We start from the raw sequence: 17,030 nt of genomic DNA on the forward strand, positions 1-17,030 counted from the left end.
GATGCTGCGCCCCTCCTTGGCGCAGCGTGTCGTTCAGGGCCTGCGTGCAGTGGCTGCAACCTCCAGCAAGCCACGCCGGCCGAGGTTGTCGATCAGCGCGCGCAGGCCGAACGCCCATTGCGGTGCCTGGTCGCTGGTGGTCACGCGGTTGCACAGGGTACCCAGTTGCGGGTTGCTGATGCTCACCACATCGCCCGGCTTGTGGGTAAAGCCGTTGCCCGGCTGGTCGCGGTCCTGCTTGGGCGCGAACAGGGTGCCAAGGAACAGCACCAGGCCGTCGGGGTATTGATGGTTTTCGTTAAGCGTCTGCTGCACCAGGTCTTGCGGGTCGCGGCTGATCTGGCGCATGGAGCTGCGACCCGACAGGACGAAACCGTCTTCACCTTCGACCCGCAGGTCCACGTCGGCAGTGCGAACGTCGTCCAGCCCGAAGCTTTCGTCAAACAGGCGCAGCAGCGGCCCCAATGCGGTGGAGGCGTTGTTGTCCTTGGCCTTGGACAGCAGCAAGGCACTACGCCCTTCAAAGTCGCGCAGGTTGACGTCGTTGCCGAGCATGGCGCCCTTGATACTGCCATCGCTCGACACCGCCAGCACCACTTCCGGCTCCGGGTTGTTCCAGCTGGACTTGGGGTGGATGCCGATGTCCGCGCCATGGCCAACCGCCGACAGCGGCTGGGCCTTGGTGAACACTTCGGCATCCGGGCCAATGCCCACTTCCAGGTATTGCGACCACAGGCCCTGCTCCACCAGCACCTTGCGCAGCGCTTCGGCCTGAGCCGAACCCGGCACGATCTGCGAAAGGTCGGCGCCAATGCGGCTGGCCAAGGTGTCACGGATCGCATCGGCCTTGGCCGGGTCGCCCTTGGCCTGCTCTTCAACCACACGTTCCAGCAGGCTGGTGGCGAAGGTCACACCAGCGGCCTTCACCGCCTGAAGGTCGATAGGTGCCAACAGCCATGGCTGGCGCGGGTCGCGCCGGGCGGGGTCGCTGTTGGCCAGCAACGCCGGTAGCGCAATGAGCGGCTCGGCCAGCGGCAAGGCACGCAGGTAAGCGGCCGGGTCATCCACTTCAAGCAGCGCCGAGACCGTCGCCACATGGGTGCTGATATCGTAGACGGCGCCAGCCTTCACCCGCACCACCGCCGGCCCCTGTTCCGGCAACCAGACGCGCCCTACCCAGCTGCCACTGTCGAACACGCTGGCATCAAAACTTAGCGGTAGCGGTTGATGGGTGTTCGATCGTTCATCAGTCATCTGTGTACCCTTACTGTGCATCATTGGGAAAATGTCGGCAGTTCCAGCAGCCCGGCCAGGCGGTCGAGGTCGGCCAGCAACTGAGGCGACAGGCTTACGCCCTGCGCCAGTGCCTGGCGACGCAGGGCAAGGCCGGCTTGCCCGGGCAGGCGTACCGGGCGTTCGGGATCGAGCGGGCGGCTTGCCAGGATCAGGCGGCCAAGGAAGCTGGTTTCGTGGGTGAACGCCTCCAGGCCGCCGAAGAAGCGCGGGTCAATGACCACGGCAGTGGCCGAGGCGCCCCACTGGGTGGGTTCGTCCTTGCGTCCATGACCGGCCAGGCCCGAGGTCAGGGCTTCGACCAGCAGCGCCAAGGCGAAGCCTTTGTGACCAAAGGCCTGCCCCCCCAAAGGCAGGATGCTGCCTGGCGGGGTCGTGAAAAAATCGCGCGGGTCGTCACTCAGTTGCCCGTCGTTGCTCACCAGCACCGGGTGCGGCAGGCGGCTGCCGGCATCGCGGCATTGGCCCACCAACCCAAGGGTGACCGTGGACATGCTGACGTCCAGCAGTATCGGCTCGCCCTGGGTCGGAATACCGGCAGCAATCGGGTTGGGGGTGTATACGGGATCGATGCCGCCATGGGCGCAGACCAGCGCCACAGACGGGTCCGACGAGTAGACCATGGCCACCAGGCCTTGGTCGGTATAGGGCTTCAGGTAGGCGGCCAGGCAACCTATGTGCGAAGCCCGGCGCACCACGGCGATACCGATGCCCTGCGCCGTCGCACCTTGGGCTGCGCAGTCCAGTGCACGGCTGACGCAGTAAGGCCCCAGTACATAGTGGCCATCGAACACGCTGGAAATACCACTGTCCGACACCTGCTCCAGCGCCTGTGCGCGGGCCTTGACCTGCCCGCTGAGCATGCCATCGATGTAACGGCTGACCAGGTTCAGGCCATGGGTACGGTGCCCGAGCAATTCGCCTTCCAGCAGCACCCGGGTGACCACTTGGGCGACTTCGCTATCGGCACCGGCTTTTACGAACAGTTGCTCGACAAAGGTGGTCAGCGCTTGCACGTTGTAACGTGTGGGTTGAGTCATTACGGTTGCCTCGAACATGGGACGGGAGCGGTCGATCAGGTCACAGCGCCGATCTGCCAGGGCACGAATTCGTTCTGCCCATAGCCGTGTTGTTCGCTTTTGCTGCGCGCCCCAGAGGCAATGCGCAGCATCTGCTCGAAGATGTACGCACCCCGCTCCTCGATGCTGGTGGAGCCATCGGCAATGCCACCGCAATTGACGTCCATGTCTTCTTGCTGGTGCTCGAACACCCGGTTGTTGGTGGCCAACTTGATCGACGGCGCCGGGGCACAGCCGTAAGCCGAGCCTCGACCGGTGGTGAACGCGATCAGGTTGGCCCCGCCGGCCACCTGGCCGGTGGCCGAGACCGGGTCGTAGCCGGGGGTGTCCATGAACACCAGGCCTTGTGCGCGCACGGCTTCGGCATACTGATACACGTCGACCAGGTTGCTGGAACCCGCCTTGGCCACCGCGCCGAGGGATTTCTCGAGGATGGTGGTCAGCCCGCCTGCCTTGTTACCGGCCGAAGGGTTGTTGTTCAGTTCGGCGTTCATGCGCTGGCAGTAGTCTTCCCACCAGCGAATGCGCGCCACCAGCTTCTCACCCACCTCACGGCTGACCGCGCGGCGCGTCAGCAAGTGCTCGGCGCCGTAGATTTCCGGGGTTTCGGAAAGGATCGCGGTACCACCGGCGGCCACCAAGCGGTCAACCGCATTCCCCAGTGCGGGGTTGGCGGTAATCCCCGAGTAGCCATCGGAGCCGCCGCATTGCAGGCCGACTACCAGATGTTGTGCGCTGACCGGTTGGCGCCTCACCTGGTTGGCCTCGGCCAGCAGGCTGCGAACCTGCTCGATGCCTGCCGCGATGGTTTTCGAGGTGCCACCGATGCCCTGGATCGTGAAGGCGCGCAACTGTGCGCTGGCTTGCAGGCCCTGGGTTTCCAGCAGGCTTTCGATCTGGTTGGTTTCGCAGCCCAGGCCGATGATCAGCACGGCAGCGAAGTTGGGATGCACGGCGTACCCGGCCAGGGTTCGGCGCAGCAGGCCAAGGGCTTCGCCGCTGGGGTCCACGGCGCAGCCGGCACCGTGGGTCAGGGCCACCACACCGTCGATGTTCGGGTAGTCGGCAAGCGCTTCGGGGTGGATGTCGCGGCGGAAATGGTCGGCCACCGCCCGGGCTACCGTTGCCGAGCAGTTCACCGACGTCAGAATGCCGATGTAGTTGCGGGTGGCGACCCGGCCATCGGCGCGCACGATGCCTTGGAAGTGCGCTGGGCTGCCCGGCTGGCTGCGGGTATCGACACCGAAGGCATAGTCGCGGGCAAAATCACCCATCTGGACGTTGTGCACATGCACATGGTCGCCAGCGTCGATGGCCTGCGATGCAAAACCGATGATCTGGCCGTACCGGCGCAGCGGCTGGCCCTGCTCCACACGCACCGTGGCGAGCTTGTGGCCCGAGGGGATAGGCTGGCGCACGGTGATCGCCTCGGCCTCCAGGCGCAGGCCTTGCGGCAGCGGCTGACGGGCGATCAGTACATTGTCCAGCGGGTTTAAGCGGATGACGGCAGGGTCACCGGATTTGGCAATCAGTTGCATGGGACCTCTCAGGGCGGTGCGGCTGACTTCTTGTTATGGCTGTGGCCACTTTAAGAAGCCTTGCGTGGCATTCCCAATGAGATGATCCGATCAAGCGATAACCTTAAGTTATCGCAAGGGGATTTCAGCACCTGATTATCAATCACCTGTAAGGCCATGAGGGCGGCGCTACACGGCCCCCGGGGCTATCTCTGCACGGCCCTGCGATGCTGCGCGCCCTCCAGCAGGATCTCGACAAACGCCCGAGCCGAAGCGCTCAGCGGTTCATCCTTGCGGGTGACCACACCATACTCCAGCGCAGGTACATGCAAGGGGCTGCGCAGCTCCTTGAATTGCCCGCTGGCCAGCTGTGCAGCAACCATCGAGCGCGGCAACATGGCAATCATCGGAGCCGATTGCAGCAGCTGCAGGAACATTGGCATGGAGATGGTCTCGACGCTGTCGGCAGGCGTGGCGATACCGGCCACCCGGAACGCTTGCTCCAGGCGGTTGCGGATCGGCGTGCCCACCGGGTACAGCACCCACGGCCAGTCGCCCAGCGCTTCAAGGGGTGTGCTGTCGAGCTGGTTGAGCGGGTGCTCGCTGTTCACTACCAGGCTGAAAGGTTCGGGCTCCAGGGGCTGGAAGTCGAACAGCTGGCTGAAGCGTTCCTCAGTAAAACGGCCGATCATGATGTCCAGCTTGTTCTGCTCGAGCATGGCCAGCAGGTGATCGCTGGAGTGCTCCACCACTTCAATCGACAGTAACGGGCTGCGCGCCTTGATGGCAGCGATGGCCTGCGGCAGAACCAATGCAGTCGCGGCAAAGATACCGCCAACACGAATGAAGCCGTGCCCGCCGTTGCGCAGGCGGTTGACCTGGTCGACGAACTGCTGCGACTCGGCCAGCGCACCCTGAGCGTAACGCACTACGTACTCGCCCAGTTCGGTGGGTGGCATGCTGCGCGGCAGGCGCTCGAACAGGGCAAAGCCGAACTGCTCCTCAAGGTCGCGCAGCATCTTGCTGAGTGCCGGCTGGCTAAGGTTCATGCGGGTGGCGGTTGCATGCATGTTGCGCGTGCGCGCCAGGGTGTCGATCAGCACCAGGTGCTTGTAGCGGATCCAGTTGCAAAAGCTAGAATGGGTCATGTCCGGCGGCATAGACGCAGGGCCTCATGCTGAGTGAAGGTCATTGCGCCCGCAAGTAGCGCAGCAGGGTATCGAGGGCAACCGAGTGGGGCCGTGAACGCAAGGTCAGTACACCGAGGTTGGCCATGGCCAGCGGCAGCTCCACCGGCAGGATGGCGACCATGCCATAGCGGGCATAATGCTCGGCCACGTCGTTGGGCACCACCGCAATCATTTCAGAGGCTTCGAGCATGGCCGTGGTTGCCAGGATCGAGGCGGTTTCGACGATGTCCAGCGACTGCACCATGCCACCGGCCTGCAGCGCGCTTTCGACGCGGCGGCGCATCGGGCTGCCGATGGGGTGCAGGATCCAGGTCAGGCTCACCAGGTCGGCCAGCTGCAGCCCGGTGGCGCGGGCCAAGGGGTGGCCTGCGCGGGCAATCACGCGCATCTGCTCACCGCCTTCGAACAGCTCGATGTTCAGTGCCTGGCTGTCGCTCTGGTCCGGCAGGCGCCCCACCACCATGTCGAAGTCACCGCGCAGCAAGGCGGGCAGCAAGGTATCGCTGGTACCCACCTCCAGGGCGATGCGTACCTTGGGGTGGTCGTGTTTGTAAGCCAGTATCGCCTTGGTCAGCACGCCGGGCACCGGCCCCATGACGCTACCCACCCGCACCAGGCCCAAGGCCCCGCGCGACAGCTCGGCGATTTGCGCCTGGGCATGCTCGAACTCATGCAACGCGTTCTGTGCGTAGCGGATCATCACCTCGCCGTACAGCGTTGCTTGCATGCCCCTTGGCAAACGCTCGAACAAACGTACGCCAAGACGCTCTTCCAGTTGCTGCAGCAACAGGCTGGCCGCCGGTTGCGTGGTGTGCATCGCTGCCGCAGCGCGGCGCAGGTTGCCAAATTCGCCCAAGGCATTGAGCAGCGTGATCTGCCGGCTGGAGATTTTCAGTGCGCCAAGGCTGGCAGGCGCCTGGGCGTTATCGGGCGGCAAGCGAGACATATCGAATCCGGTATCGCTGGTTAAGATTTGGCGATTATGCCTGTATCGCTCGACAACCTACAGTCAGCGCTCCCAGTGCTTGAACAGAACAAGAGCCGACCATGAGCATTCGTATTACCCACCTCAGCGTACGTGACATCCGTTTCCCCACTTCACTGTCGCTGGATGGCTCAGACGCCATGAACAGCGCCCCCGACTATTCTGCCGCCTATGTGGTGCTGCACACCGACGCCGAGGCCCTCGAAGGCCACGGCCTGACGTTCACCATCGGCCGCGGCAACGAGATATGCGCGGCCGCGGTGCAGTCACTGGCGCCGTTGATCGTCGGCCTCACCCTTGATGAAATCACCGCCGACATGGGCGGCTTCTGGCACCGCTTTACCGTCAGCGACAGCCAGCTGCGCTGGCTGGGCCCGGAAAAGGGCGTGATCCACCTGGCCACGGCCGCCATCATCAACGCCGTGTGGGACCTGTGGGCCAAGCACGAAGGCAAGCCCGTATGGAAACTGCTGGCCGACATGACGCCGGAGCAACTGGTGCGCTGCCTGGACTTCAGCTATGTCACCGACGTGCTCACCCCCGAAGAAGCCATTGCCCTGCTGCGACGCCAGGCGCCAGGCAAAGCCCAGCGCGAGGCACAGATGCTGCGTGAAGGCTACCCCGGCTACACCACCGCGCCAGGCTGGTTAGGCTACAGCGAAGAGAAAATGCGCAAACTGGCCCGCGAGGCCGTGGAAGATGGCTGGACCCACATCAAGCAGAAGATCGGCGCCGACCTGGAAGAAGACATTCGCCGCGCCAGTATCCTGCGCGACGAAATCGGCTGGGAGCGCACCCTGATGATGGATGCCAACCAAGTGTGGGGGGTCGAGGAGTCGATCACCAACATGCGCCGCCTGGCCGCCTTCGAACCGCTGTGGATCGAAGAGCCGACCAGCCCGGACGACATTCTCGGCCACGCCACCATTCGCCAACGCATCGCGCCAATTGGCGTGGCCACCGGTGAACATTGCCACAACCGTGTCATGTTCAAGCAAATGTTCCAGGCCGGTGCGCTGGACTTCTGCCAGTTGGACGCTGCCCGCCTGGGCGGCCTGAACGAGGTGCTGATCGTGCTGCTGATGGCGGCCAAGTACGACGTACCGGTGTGCCCGCACGGTGGTGGTGTCGGGCTGTGCGAATATGTGCAGAACATCGCCCTGTTCGACTACATCGCAGTGTCTGCCTCGCTGCACAACCGGGTGCTGGAGTACGTCGACCACCTGCACGAGCACTTCATCGACCCGGTGGTGATCCGCCGCGGGCGCTACATGCCGCCACAACGCCCGGGCTACAGCATCGAAATGCACGCTGAAACCCTGGAGCGCTACCAGTACCCCAACGGCGCCGTGTGGCTCGACATCAACCGCTCCTGACCCACAGACCTTGGCGTGTCGCGGTTACGCGGCACGTCACCAGCACATTTCACGGGGAAAAAAACAATGACAACCCTCACCCGTGCAGCGGCTTCGGCCCCTGCCGCCACCACTGAGCAGCGCCTGAACGGCCTGCTGTTGCGCAAATTGATGCCACTGCTCATCGTCGTCTATGTGATGAGCTTTCTTGACCGCACCAACATCGCCTTGGCGAAAGCCAGCATGGGCATCGACCTGGGCCTTTCGGCAGCGGCGTACGGCCTGGGTGCCGGCCTGTTCTTTCTCACCTATGCGCTGGCCGAAGTGCCCAGCAACCTGATCATGCATCGGGTGGGCGCGCGCTTCTGGATCACACGTATCATGATTACGTGGGGTTTGCTTTCGGCGGGCATGGCCTTCGTCCAGGGTGAAACTTCGTTCTACATCATGCGCCTGTTGCTGGGCGTAGCCGAAGCGGGCCTGTTCCCGGGTGTCATGTTGTACCTGACCTACTGGTTCGACCGCGAACAACGTGCCCGTGCCACGGGGTATTTCCTGCTGGGCGTGTGCCTGGCCAATATCCTCAGCGGGCCGCTGGGCGGTGCCCTGCTGGAAATGGACGGCGTACTCGGCTGGCACGGCTGGCAATGGCTGTTCGTGCTCGAGGGCCTGCCCGCCGTGGCCTTGGCCTTCGTGGTGTGGAAGAAGCTGCCGGACGGCCCCGCGTCGGCGCCCTGGCTGTCGGCCGCCGATGCCAAGGATATCGAACGCCGCCTGGCGGCGGAGCGGGCTGCCGCGCCGCAGCAAAGCAAGTTGGGGCAGATGTTCCGCGACCGGCAGATCTGGCTGGCGATCGTGGTGTACTTCGTGCACCAGATCACCATCTACACGGTGATTTTCTTCTTGCCGGGCATCATCGGCACATACGCTGCGCTATCGCCTTTCCAGGTCGGCCTGCTGACCGCCGTGCCATGGGTTGCCGCCGCCATCGGTGCCGCCACCTTCCCACGGCTGGCCACCTCACCACGCCGCTGCCGCACCTTGCTGTTCTTCGGCCTGCTGACCATGGCGACCGGGCTGCTGCTGGCCTCGCTGGCCAACTCGTTCGTTGGCCTGATCGGGTTCTCCCTGACGGCGCTGATGCTGTTCGTGGTGCAGTCGATCATCTTCGTCTTCCCCTCCAGCCGCCTGAGCGGCAATGCGCTGGCGGCCGGCCTGGCCTTCGTTACCACCTGTGGCCTGTTTGGCGGCTTCGTCGGGCCTTCGGTAATGGGGCTCATCGAGCAGGCCACCGGCAGCACCCGCAACGGTTTGTGGATCATTGCTGCGTTGCTGGTAGTGGCGGCACTGGTCAGCTCCCGCCTGCGCCAGGGGCAGGAACAACACTGAGCAATACGCACGCCTGCACCGCCTGCAAGCGCAGCCCTGTGCTGCACTTGCAGGCACTTCAATTTCAATGTGAAAGGCGAGCACGGCGCCGGCAGCCTTGCTCCAGCGCCAATGCCAAACGCTCCACCGCTTGGTGCAGGTCGTCCGGCAGCCCGCCCGGCCACACCAACGCCAGGTATTGCGGGTAACGCCCCTGCAGGCAGAACTGCTCGCCAGGCAGCGCATGCAACGCTGAACCTGCCAAGGCTGCGGCGACACGCTCCCATACCAGCGGCTGGCGAAAGCAAACCCACAGCATGTGCCCACCTTGCGGCATCTCAAACCTCACCTGTTGGCCAAATTGCAGCTCAAGCACATGCGCCAGGCCGTGAGTGCGCCTTTGCAGGTCTGTGCGCAGGTGTACCAGTTGTACGTCCATTTCCCCCTTGCCGAGCATGTGCGCAAGCGCCTGCAGACGCAGTGGCGCAAGCCGAAACGCGCGTTCGGCAAACGCCTTGGCCAGCACGGTGTCTTTGCTCAACAAATAGGCATACGGTGCTTCGGCCCCGACCGTGGACTCGAACGTGCCCATCACCAGCAGCCAGCGCGGGTCGACCCAATCGCGCAGGCGCTTTTTGGGCGGCCCGTTGTAACAGAGCTCACTGTCCAGATCGTTTTCCAACAGCCAAACAGGGTGTTGGCCCAGCAACAGACCAAGCTGTTGCTGATAGTAAGGCGAAACCAGCCGCCCTTGCGGCATGCCCAGGCACGATGGCATGACCAGCATCTTTACAGGCTCGCTCCCCAGCAGCGTGGCCAAGGTGTGCAGGTCCGGATTACCACGGGCATCCGGTGGCACCTCCAGCACACGCATGCCTGCACGCGTCAGGGCGCGCAGCACTTGCCCGCAACAGGGTGAATGCACCAGCACGGTACCGCCCTGCAAGGCCAACGCCACCAGCAGCGTCTCCAGCAACGCCGGTACATCAGGTGCCAGTTGCACGTCATCGCGACACCAGTACTGGCTGGAAGAACGGGTATAGCGTTCTGCCAACGCACTGCGCAGGCGGGTGCTGCCAAGTGCCCCCCAGGGCTCCACGCTGCGGTCACGCTGGCGGGCGAAACGCCGTTCGTGGCCAAACAGGGCACGCTCCAGCAGCGGTTGCACGGGGGGTGGCAGGCAGGGCGTGGTCAGCGCTTGCACTTTGCCGGCGTGTTGTACGTAATAACCCGATCTCGGCAAGCAGCGTACGCGGCCCTCCTCTTCCAGCAGGCTGTAGGCGCTCTGCACGGTTGCCAACGACACCCGCAGCCGTCGGGACAGTGTGCGCAGTGACGGCAAGCGGCACGGGCCACCGCTTGCCGCCTGATCGATCATGGCTTCCAGGTAGCGATATACCTGGCGATACGCGAACTCGCCGGGGGCCACTCGCCCCATCAGGACAACCCCGCAAAACCACACCTCAGCCCCAGCGCCTGCCGAGGCATCAACCTCAAGTGCACGTCGCGACGGGCCAGATTGTTCAGCAGGCGCCACGCGGTCAACGGCAATTGCCCGCTATAAATCGCCCGCAACTGCACCAGCGGCAGGCCACTGGTGTTCACCAGCCAGGCTTTCACCGCATCTGGGCAGGGTTTGCCCTGCAACGCCCTGTGTAGGTACGGCAACGCCACCAACATATCGGCATGCCGGCATTGCAGGAAACGTTCGAGGTTCTTCCCTTGCCGGGCAAAAGGGCTGAATAGCAAGCACACCAGCTGCGTCTGATTGAGGCCGTAGGTTTTGCCGAGTTGCGACTGATGTATTTCGTGTTGCTTGCTACCGCCAGACTGCCCGGCCAGGCGCAACGCGGGGCGGCTGGACTGAGGATCCAGGCTGCGTGCACGCAGTTCATGCAACTGTGCCGTGGCTTGCGGATCGACGAATGCCGACAGTGGCCAGGCACCTGGGGCGTTCTCGATACTACAATCCAGCATGCTATCAAGCGACTGTGCTTCGACCACGTACGGTAGCAGGTCATCGAGGGCAATCAGCCGCACCATCTCCCTTTCCGCTGCGTCGCCCAATGCCGGCTGGCTATTGGGGGCGCCCCCGACAACCCCATGCAACCGGCCCAGACCTTGGGCCAGCACCGCCAGGCACTGGTGCATCGCATACGGGCCGCGCTCGCCGGACAGGCGCAGGTTACGCCGGGCCCATGCCAGGTATCGGCGCCGCTGGGCACCGGGTATGGCGGTGACCAATGCATCGGCAGGTGCCTGTGCCTGCAGCGCAAAACCTATGGCCCCCGCCAGCTCCAGGTGCAGACGGCTACCCAGCAAGGCTTCAGGCCTGGCGTCGACCAGGTGGCCGAACATCAACAAAGCGTCTTTCGCCAGTGCCCACCGCTCGGGCCTGGCCGAGGGCTGGCGGCGAAACGGCACCACTGCGCCACCCTCGATCATCTGCAACTGCACCCGGGGGTCATCCTGCATGAACAGTGCGCTGAAGCTACGCTCGTGCGCGTCCAGCCTGGCGCTGTCCGCAACCGGCAAGCTGACCACCAGCACCCGCAGCTGGAAGGTTACCGGCGCACGCAGGGCAATACTCAATTGTGCGGCACGCAGCATCGCCAACAGCCTGGCACTGTGGCGATCGCTGCCCTGCAACACCTGCAAGCGGAAGGTACCGATATACTCGAGCCCTCCCGCCGCCACCAGCAGCCGTTGTATCAGCAACTGCAGAGAAGCACGCTGCGCCTGTGACATGTGGCCCAGCAAGCGTTCAAGCACTTGTTCGTAGACGTAATGCATTGCCTGGTCGTGAATAGCTGTCACGAAATCACCTCACCCACTTCATTCAGCCGACACATGCCGAGCCCACTGCATTGAGCTTGAACCTGCGCCAAACTTACCCAGAAGAAATTTCTTACAATCAAATGGAAGTAATGACGTAACCCTTCACTGTCGCCAAGCCATCGAAACAAGCCCTCCGCCACGATGACCTATCGCTAACACACATTGCCCTGGCCTAGGCATAGCCATGCTCATTTCACGCTCCTTGCGCAAACTACTACCGGGCCATTATCGAGGGATGCAGAGCGAATTGAAGATACAGATCGCGGTAAAAAAACCATTCACCAGAAGTACTAGCGCACATTGAAGCGCAAGGCGAATGCGTTCAAGCCAGATTATTTGGCGGAATATTTCCGACAACTAAAAACCACCCCACTTAGATGTAGTAGTTGTCACATTAAATTGTAGGAACGTTCCTATTTTTAATGTTTCAACCCCACCCCGCAGGCACAAAAAAACCCGGGGCTCGCCCGGGTTTTCCAGTAACGCATGCAACCGTCAGTGTTGTGCCATGTCCAGCACCACCCGCCCGCCGCACGGGCATTGGTCCATGTAGCGATGTGCCTCTACCACCTGCTCGAACGGGTACACCTTGATGATCTGCGGTGTCAGCAACTGGTCGGCGGTGAACTGGTTGATGTCGCGCAAGGCGCGCTGCAATGCCACCTGGTCCTGGCTGATGCCAAGCTCTGGCTTGCCGGTGAAGTTGCCGATGCAATGCACATAGAACTGGATGTTCTTCTGGAAAGCCGCACACGCCGGGAACGGCGTCTGATTGCCGCCTTGCAGGCCATACAGCACCAGGCTGCCACGCGGTGCCAGCACATCGCCCAGCAGCGACATCTGCGGGCCGCCCATGCCATCGAGAACCATGTCCACGCCGCGGCCATCGGTGTACTTGCCGACCTGCAGCAGCAAGTCCTGCTCTTCGGTGACAATCACTTTGTCGGCGCCCAGGCCCAGCAGGTACTCACGTTGCTCCGCTTCCTTGGTGGCCGCAAACACTTTCAGCCCCAACGCCTTGCCCAGCTGCACGAAGGCAGGGCCGGCGCAATGGCTGGCATCGGTGACCAGCGCAGTCTGCCCGGCCTTGGCCCGCGCCAGGTCGACGTAGGCAAAATAGGCGATCAGCAGCGGCGTATAATGCACGCTGGCCTCGATCGGGGTAAGTACATCCGGGTAGCGGGTAATGGCTGAACGCGGCAGCACAATGACATCACCATACACCGGGTGGTCGTTGGCACTGGTAGCCGGGAAGCTGGCAACCCGATCACCGACGGCAATGTCTTCTACCCCTTCACCGACCGCCGTCACCACCCCGGCCATTTCGTGGCCGATCCCCGCAGGCAGCCGTGCCTGGGACGGCGCCAGGTTCTGGCGCCAAAGCACGTCATACCAGCTGACGCCAACCGCCTGGACGCGGATCTGAACCTCGTCGGCAGCGGGTGACGGTTCGGCCTGCTCCTCGCAACGGAGCACATCGGCAGCGCCGAACTTGTGGAAACGGATCATGCGGGACATCGCATACCTCGCCTTTGTGAACCTCTAATTACCACTGACTCTATCCGGGCTTTACCGGTTAGACCATCAGCGGTCATTAATAGTCGACATGCTTGTCATCGATTGGGCACCTCACTTTCCCTGCAATTGGTCCCCCTAAACCCGTGCAGGGTAACAGCCTTTGGCCTTAAGATTCACCCCTGCCCCACTTTAGGCGAAGCGCACCGATGAATCGAAACGACCTGCGTCGCGTAGACCTCAACCTGCTGATCGTGTTCGAAACGCTGATGCACGAGCGCAGCGTGACCCGTGCCGCGGAAAAACTGTTCCTCGGCCAACCGGCTATCAGCGCGGCCTTGTCGCGCCTGCGCAACCTGTTCGACGACCCGCTGTTCGTGCGCACCGGGCGCAGCATGGAGCCCTCGGCGCGGGCCCACGAGATCTTCGCCCTGCTGTCGCCGGCGCTGGACTCCATTTCCACGGCGGTCAGCCGCGCGGCCGAATTCGACCCCGCCACCAGCAATGCGGTCTTCCGCATCGGCCTGTCGGACGACGCCGAGTTCGCCCTGCTGCCACAGTTGCTCAAGCGCATTCGCGCGGAAGCGCCGGGTATCGTGCTGGTGGTGCGACGGGTCAATTACCTGCTGATGCCTACGTTGCTGGCTTCGGGCGAGATTTCGGTGGGCGTCAGCTACACCAGCGAACTGCCGGCCAACGCCAAGCGCAAAGTACTGCGCCGTAGCATGCCGAAACTGCTGCGGGCCGACAGCGTGCCCGGCAGCATCACCCTGGACGACTTCTGTGCCCGACCGCATGCACTGGTGTCGTTTGCCGGGGACCTTTCCGGGTTTATCGACGAAGCGTTGGAAGAAATCGGTCGCAAGCGCCATGTGGTGCTGGCGGTGCCGCAGTTCAACGGGCTGGGGAGCTTGCTGGCGGGCACGGATATCGTGGCCACGGTGCCGGACTACACGGCCGATGCGCTGACTGCGGCGGGTGGTTTGCGTGCCGAGGACTTGCCGATACCCGTGCGCAGCTTCGAACTGCACATGGCTTGGCGTGGAGCGCAGGATAACGACCCGGCGGAGCGGTGGTTGCGGTCGAGGATCCAAATGTTCTTTGGGGATCCGGATAGTCTGTAACTATCCTGAAACTCTCTACAGCCTGCTTCTGGCACGGTTGCAAGATCACCCTGCATGCCTGTGACACCTTCATGCTGGACCATTGCCAACGAACATCTGGAAATTGCGACAGTCTTTGACTACTGCAAAACACACCCGAGGATCGCCGCTCATGTGTGAGGTATGCGGGAAATCGCCAAGCCTCCATGAACTGCTGCCATCCAACACGCTGAGTTTTCAGACAGCGATACTGGAAAATACGCGCAAGGAACAATACCCTGCCAAGAATACAACCTATACGAGTTGATCATGTCAGGGATTACAACGTATCAACCGCCCCGCTGGATGCGTGATCTCGTACGCTTCCTGCCACTGAAAAGCCAATTCGTGCTGTCTGGCAATATCCGCGACCTCCAGGCCTGCGAGGTCGCCCCAGGCACAATCACGGCCCAGAGTTTCAACAAGGCCCTGTGCGACGTGCTGCTCGACACCGGCTATAGCCACGTGCTGGCTTGGGACCCAGTGGCGGGCTTTCGCGTGCTTGGCAGGCCCGGCAGCGACCCGGCACCCGGCCTGACTCTACTTCAGGAACTCGGCCTGACCCCAGTGAACGGTGCTGCGCCTGCCGGCATCGATCTGCTCGCGGCAACCGTGCAGCGGCTGTTGGCCCGCACCGATGCGCCGGTTGCCCTAATAATCGACTTCGCCTCGCGTCTGGCGGTTCGTAACGATGCTCTGAGCGCGGCCGAACACCAACTGTTCACCCAGGCACTGGTGCATGCCCACCAGGCGCGCAGCCGGCCACAGCCACAAACGCGTAAACCCTTCTTCAATACGCTGCTGTGGCTAGTGGAAAGAGAAGGCGACTTGCCTGACTGGCTGCTGGTCGACAATCCACGTATCCGCCACATACCGGTCTCCAAGCCCGACCAGCTGGCCCGCCGCGCTCTGGCCCCCGCCTTGCTCAAGGGGCTCGCCGGTAGCCAAGAGGCGAGCCAGGACGCCATCGCCCAGGCTGCAGACGCCTTTGTGCAGAACACCGAGGGCCTGCTGCTGCTCGACCTCAGCGCCATCGCGCAACTCGCACGGGTGGAAGGTGTGGCCATGGTGCAGATCGCCGATGCCGTACGCCGATATAAAGTGGGAGTCACCGAGGACCCCTGGCTGCGCATTGACCGCCAGCGCATCCGCCAGGGCGACGAGCTGGTTCACCAGCGGGTGAAAGGCCAAGATCACGCAGTGACCCACATGCTCGACATCGTAAAGCGGGCGATGACCGGCGTCGGCGCCAGCCGCAAAGGCAACCGCCCGCGTGGCGTGGCCTTCCTCGCCGGCCCCACCGGGGTGGGCAAGACCGAACTGGCCAAAACCATCACCAGCCTGCTGTTCGGCGACGAAAGCGCGTATATCCGCTTCGACATGTCGGAGTTCAGCGCCGAGCATGCCGACCAGCGTCTGATTGGTGCACCTCCTGGTTATGTCGGCTACGACGTCGGTGGCGAATTGACCAACGCGATTCGCGAGAAACCCTTTAGCGTGGTGCTGTTCGACGAAATCGAAAAAGCCCACCCGCGTATCCTCGACAAGTTTCTGCAGATTCTCGACGATGGCGTGCTGACCTCCGGGCGCGGTGAGCGGGTGTACTTCTCCGAGGCGCTGATCGTGTTCACCTCCAACCTGGGCATCTACCGCCTGGGAGATAACGGAGAGCGCGTTGCCAACGTGCTGCCGGGTGAGCCCTATGAGCAGGTCCGGGAGAAAGTCCACAGCGAGGTCGACCGGCACTTCAAGCTGGTGCTCAATCGTCCGGAAATTCTCAACCGTATCGGCGAGAATGTCATCGTTTTCGACTTCATTCGTGAAGAGGTTGGCCAGCAGATCTTCGAACATATGGTCGAGGCCACCTTCAAGGACCTGCAACAGCAGGAACTGCACGTGGCCATCACGCCTGAGGCGCGCCAAGCGTTGCACGCCCTGTGCCTGCGTGACCTGTCCAATGGCGGCCGTGGTATTCGCAACCAACTCGAAGCGCATCTGCTCAACCCGCTGGCGCGGGCCCTGTTCGACCAGGACGCGGAACCTGGCGAGCATTTCACCATCAGCCGACTGGGAGTCGGCGGATTGACCCTGGAACGTCGCTGACCATGGAGCTGAGCCTGTCCCGTGTGCACTTCCCCGTCACCACCCTCGGCCCAGGTCGTCGCCTGGGCATCTGGTTTCAGGGCTGCAGCATCCGCTGCCCGGGGTGTATATCCGCTGACACCTGGGGGCCAAGCAAGCGCCGCGTGGGCATCGCACAACTGCTGGAGCAACTGACCCCCTGGTTGGCAGAGGCCGAAGGCATCACACTCTCGGGCGGCGAACCCTTCGACCAGTTCCCGGCCCTGCTCGTTCTGCTACAAGGGCTGCGCCAGTCAACCCCGCTGGACATTCTGGTGTACAGCGGCTACTCGCTGGAACACCTGCAACCACTGCTGCAACAAGCCGAAGGTCTGATCGATGCGTTGATCAGCGACCCCTTCGACGAGCGCAGCGAACAATCCCTGGCGCTGCGCGGCAGCGACAATCAGCGCCTGAATTTGCTGACCCCGCTCGGCCATGAGCGCCTGACCAGCTACCAGCGCCCCCTGCAACCCGCCGACCAGGCCCTCGACCTCATGTTCGACGAGAACGGCAGCGTGTGGATGGCAGGGATCCCTCGGCGTGACGACGTACTGCGTCTGCGCGACCTTTTGAACGCGCAAGGCCATCAGGTTCGCACCAGCGCGCACCGCCACTGACCGGAAT

Annotated in this window: 13 protein-coding genes; 5 read left to right on the forward strand and 8 right to left on the reverse strand. The window is 63.0% G+C overall.

Annotation, left to right across the window (positions count from 1 at the left end; translation table 11 throughout):
* Window positions 1-33: 33 nt before the first annotated feature.
* The 5 genes from QQ992_RS14475 to QQ992_RS14495 form a co-directional block, all read right to left on the reverse strand.
* Entirely contained in the window at window positions 34-1,254 is a 1,221-nt protein-coding gene (locus QQ992_RS14475) for a fumarylacetoacetate hydrolase family protein (RefSeq protein ID WP_286110017.1), read from the reverse strand.
* Window positions 1,255-1,274: 20 nt separating this feature from the next.
* On the reverse strand, window positions 1,275-2,333 hold the full coding sequence (locus tag QQ992_RS14480; protein WP_286110018.1) for an Ldh family oxidoreductase: 1,059 nt from the start codon (window positions 2,331-2,333) through the stop codon (window positions 1,275-1,277).
* 35 nt (window positions 2,334-2,368) lie between these two features.
* Complete coding sequence (locus QQ992_RS14485) at window positions 2,369-3,910, reverse strand: UxaA family hydrolase (protein ID WP_286110019.1); 1,542 nt, start codon at window positions 3,908-3,910, stop codon at window positions 2,369-2,371.
* Window positions 3,911-4,095: 185 nt separating this feature from the next.
* Entirely contained in the window at window positions 4,096-5,049 is a 954-nt protein-coding gene (locus tag QQ992_RS14490) for a LysR family transcriptional regulator (protein WP_119370188.1), read from the reverse strand.
* 28 nt (window positions 5,050-5,077) lie between these two features.
* Window positions 5,078-6,025 (reverse strand): LysR family transcriptional regulator, encoded by a 948-nt coding sequence (locus QQ992_RS14495; RefSeq protein WP_286110020.1) that lies wholly within the window; start codon window positions 6,023-6,025, stop codon window positions 5,078-5,080.
* Between the two features lie 101 nt (window positions 6,026-6,126).
* Here QQ992_RS14495 and QQ992_RS14500 point away from each other — a divergent pair, with 101 nt between their 5' ends.
* Both QQ992_RS14500 and QQ992_RS14505 read left to right on the forward strand, forming a co-directional pair.
* Entirely contained in the window at window positions 6,127-7,440 is a 1,314-nt protein-coding gene (locus QQ992_RS14500) for an L-fuconate dehydratase (RefSeq protein WP_105947724.1), read from the forward strand.
* A 66-nt stretch (window positions 7,441-7,506) separates the two neighbouring features.
* Window positions 7,507-8,808 (forward strand): MFS transporter, encoded by a 1,302-nt coding sequence (locus QQ992_RS14505; RefSeq protein WP_286110021.1) that lies wholly within the window; start codon window positions 7,507-7,509, stop codon window positions 8,806-8,808.
* Window positions 8,809-8,872: 64 nt separating this feature from the next.
* Here the strand turns inward: QQ992_RS14505 and QQ992_RS14510 are convergent, their stop codons facing one another.
* From QQ992_RS14510 to QQ992_RS14520, 3 genes are all read right to left on the reverse strand, one after another.
* Window positions 8,873-10,225: a GntR family transcriptional regulator gene (locus QQ992_RS14510; RefSeq protein ID WP_286110022.1), complete on the reverse strand. Its 1,353-nt coding sequence runs from the start codon at window positions 10,223-10,225 to the stop codon at window positions 8,873-8,875.
* Window positions 10,225-11,604 (reverse strand): hypothetical protein, encoded by a 1,380-nt coding sequence (locus QQ992_RS14515; protein WP_286110023.1) that lies wholly within the window; start codon window positions 11,602-11,604, stop codon window positions 10,225-10,227. Before QQ992_RS14515 ends, QQ992_RS14510 begins: the two co-directional genes overlap by 1 nt.
* 516 nt (window positions 11,605-12,120) lie before the next feature.
* Window positions 12,121-13,143 carry a zinc-dependent alcohol dehydrogenase family protein gene (locus QQ992_RS14520; protein WP_105947728.1) on the reverse strand — a complete coding sequence of 341 codons (1,023 nt, stop codon included), beginning with the start codon at window positions 13,141-13,143 and terminating at the stop codon, window positions 12,121-12,123.
* A 206-nt stretch (window positions 13,144-13,349) separates the two neighbouring features.
* Between QQ992_RS14520 and QQ992_RS14525 the strand changes: the two genes are divergently transcribed.
* The 3 genes from QQ992_RS14525 to QQ992_RS14535 all read left to right on the forward strand — a co-directional run bounded on the left by QQ992_RS14525 (window position 13,350) and on the right by QQ992_RS14535 (window position 17,023).
* Complete coding sequence (locus QQ992_RS14525; protein ID WP_003253946.1) at window positions 13,350-14,264, forward strand: LysR family transcriptional regulator; 915 nt, start codon at window positions 13,350-13,352, stop codon at window positions 14,262-14,264.
* 288 nt (window positions 14,265-14,552) lie between these two features.
* A complete protein-coding gene (locus QQ992_RS14530) occupies window positions 14,553-16,385 on the forward strand; it encodes an AAA family ATPase (protein WP_286110024.1) in 1,833 nt (610 codons plus the stop codon).
* Window positions 16,386-16,387: 2 nt separating this feature from the next.
* Entirely contained in the window at window positions 16,388-17,023 is a 636-nt protein-coding gene (locus tag QQ992_RS14535; RefSeq protein WP_286110025.1) for a 4Fe-4S single cluster domain-containing protein, read from the forward strand.
* Window positions 17,024-17,030 lie beyond the last annotated feature (7 nt).

It is taken from the genome of Pseudomonas kurunegalensis (genome assembly GCF_030291635.1).
Taxonomy (GTDB): Bacteria; Pseudomonadota; Gammaproteobacteria; order Pseudomonadales; family Pseudomonadaceae; genus Aquipseudomonas; species Aquipseudomonas monteilii.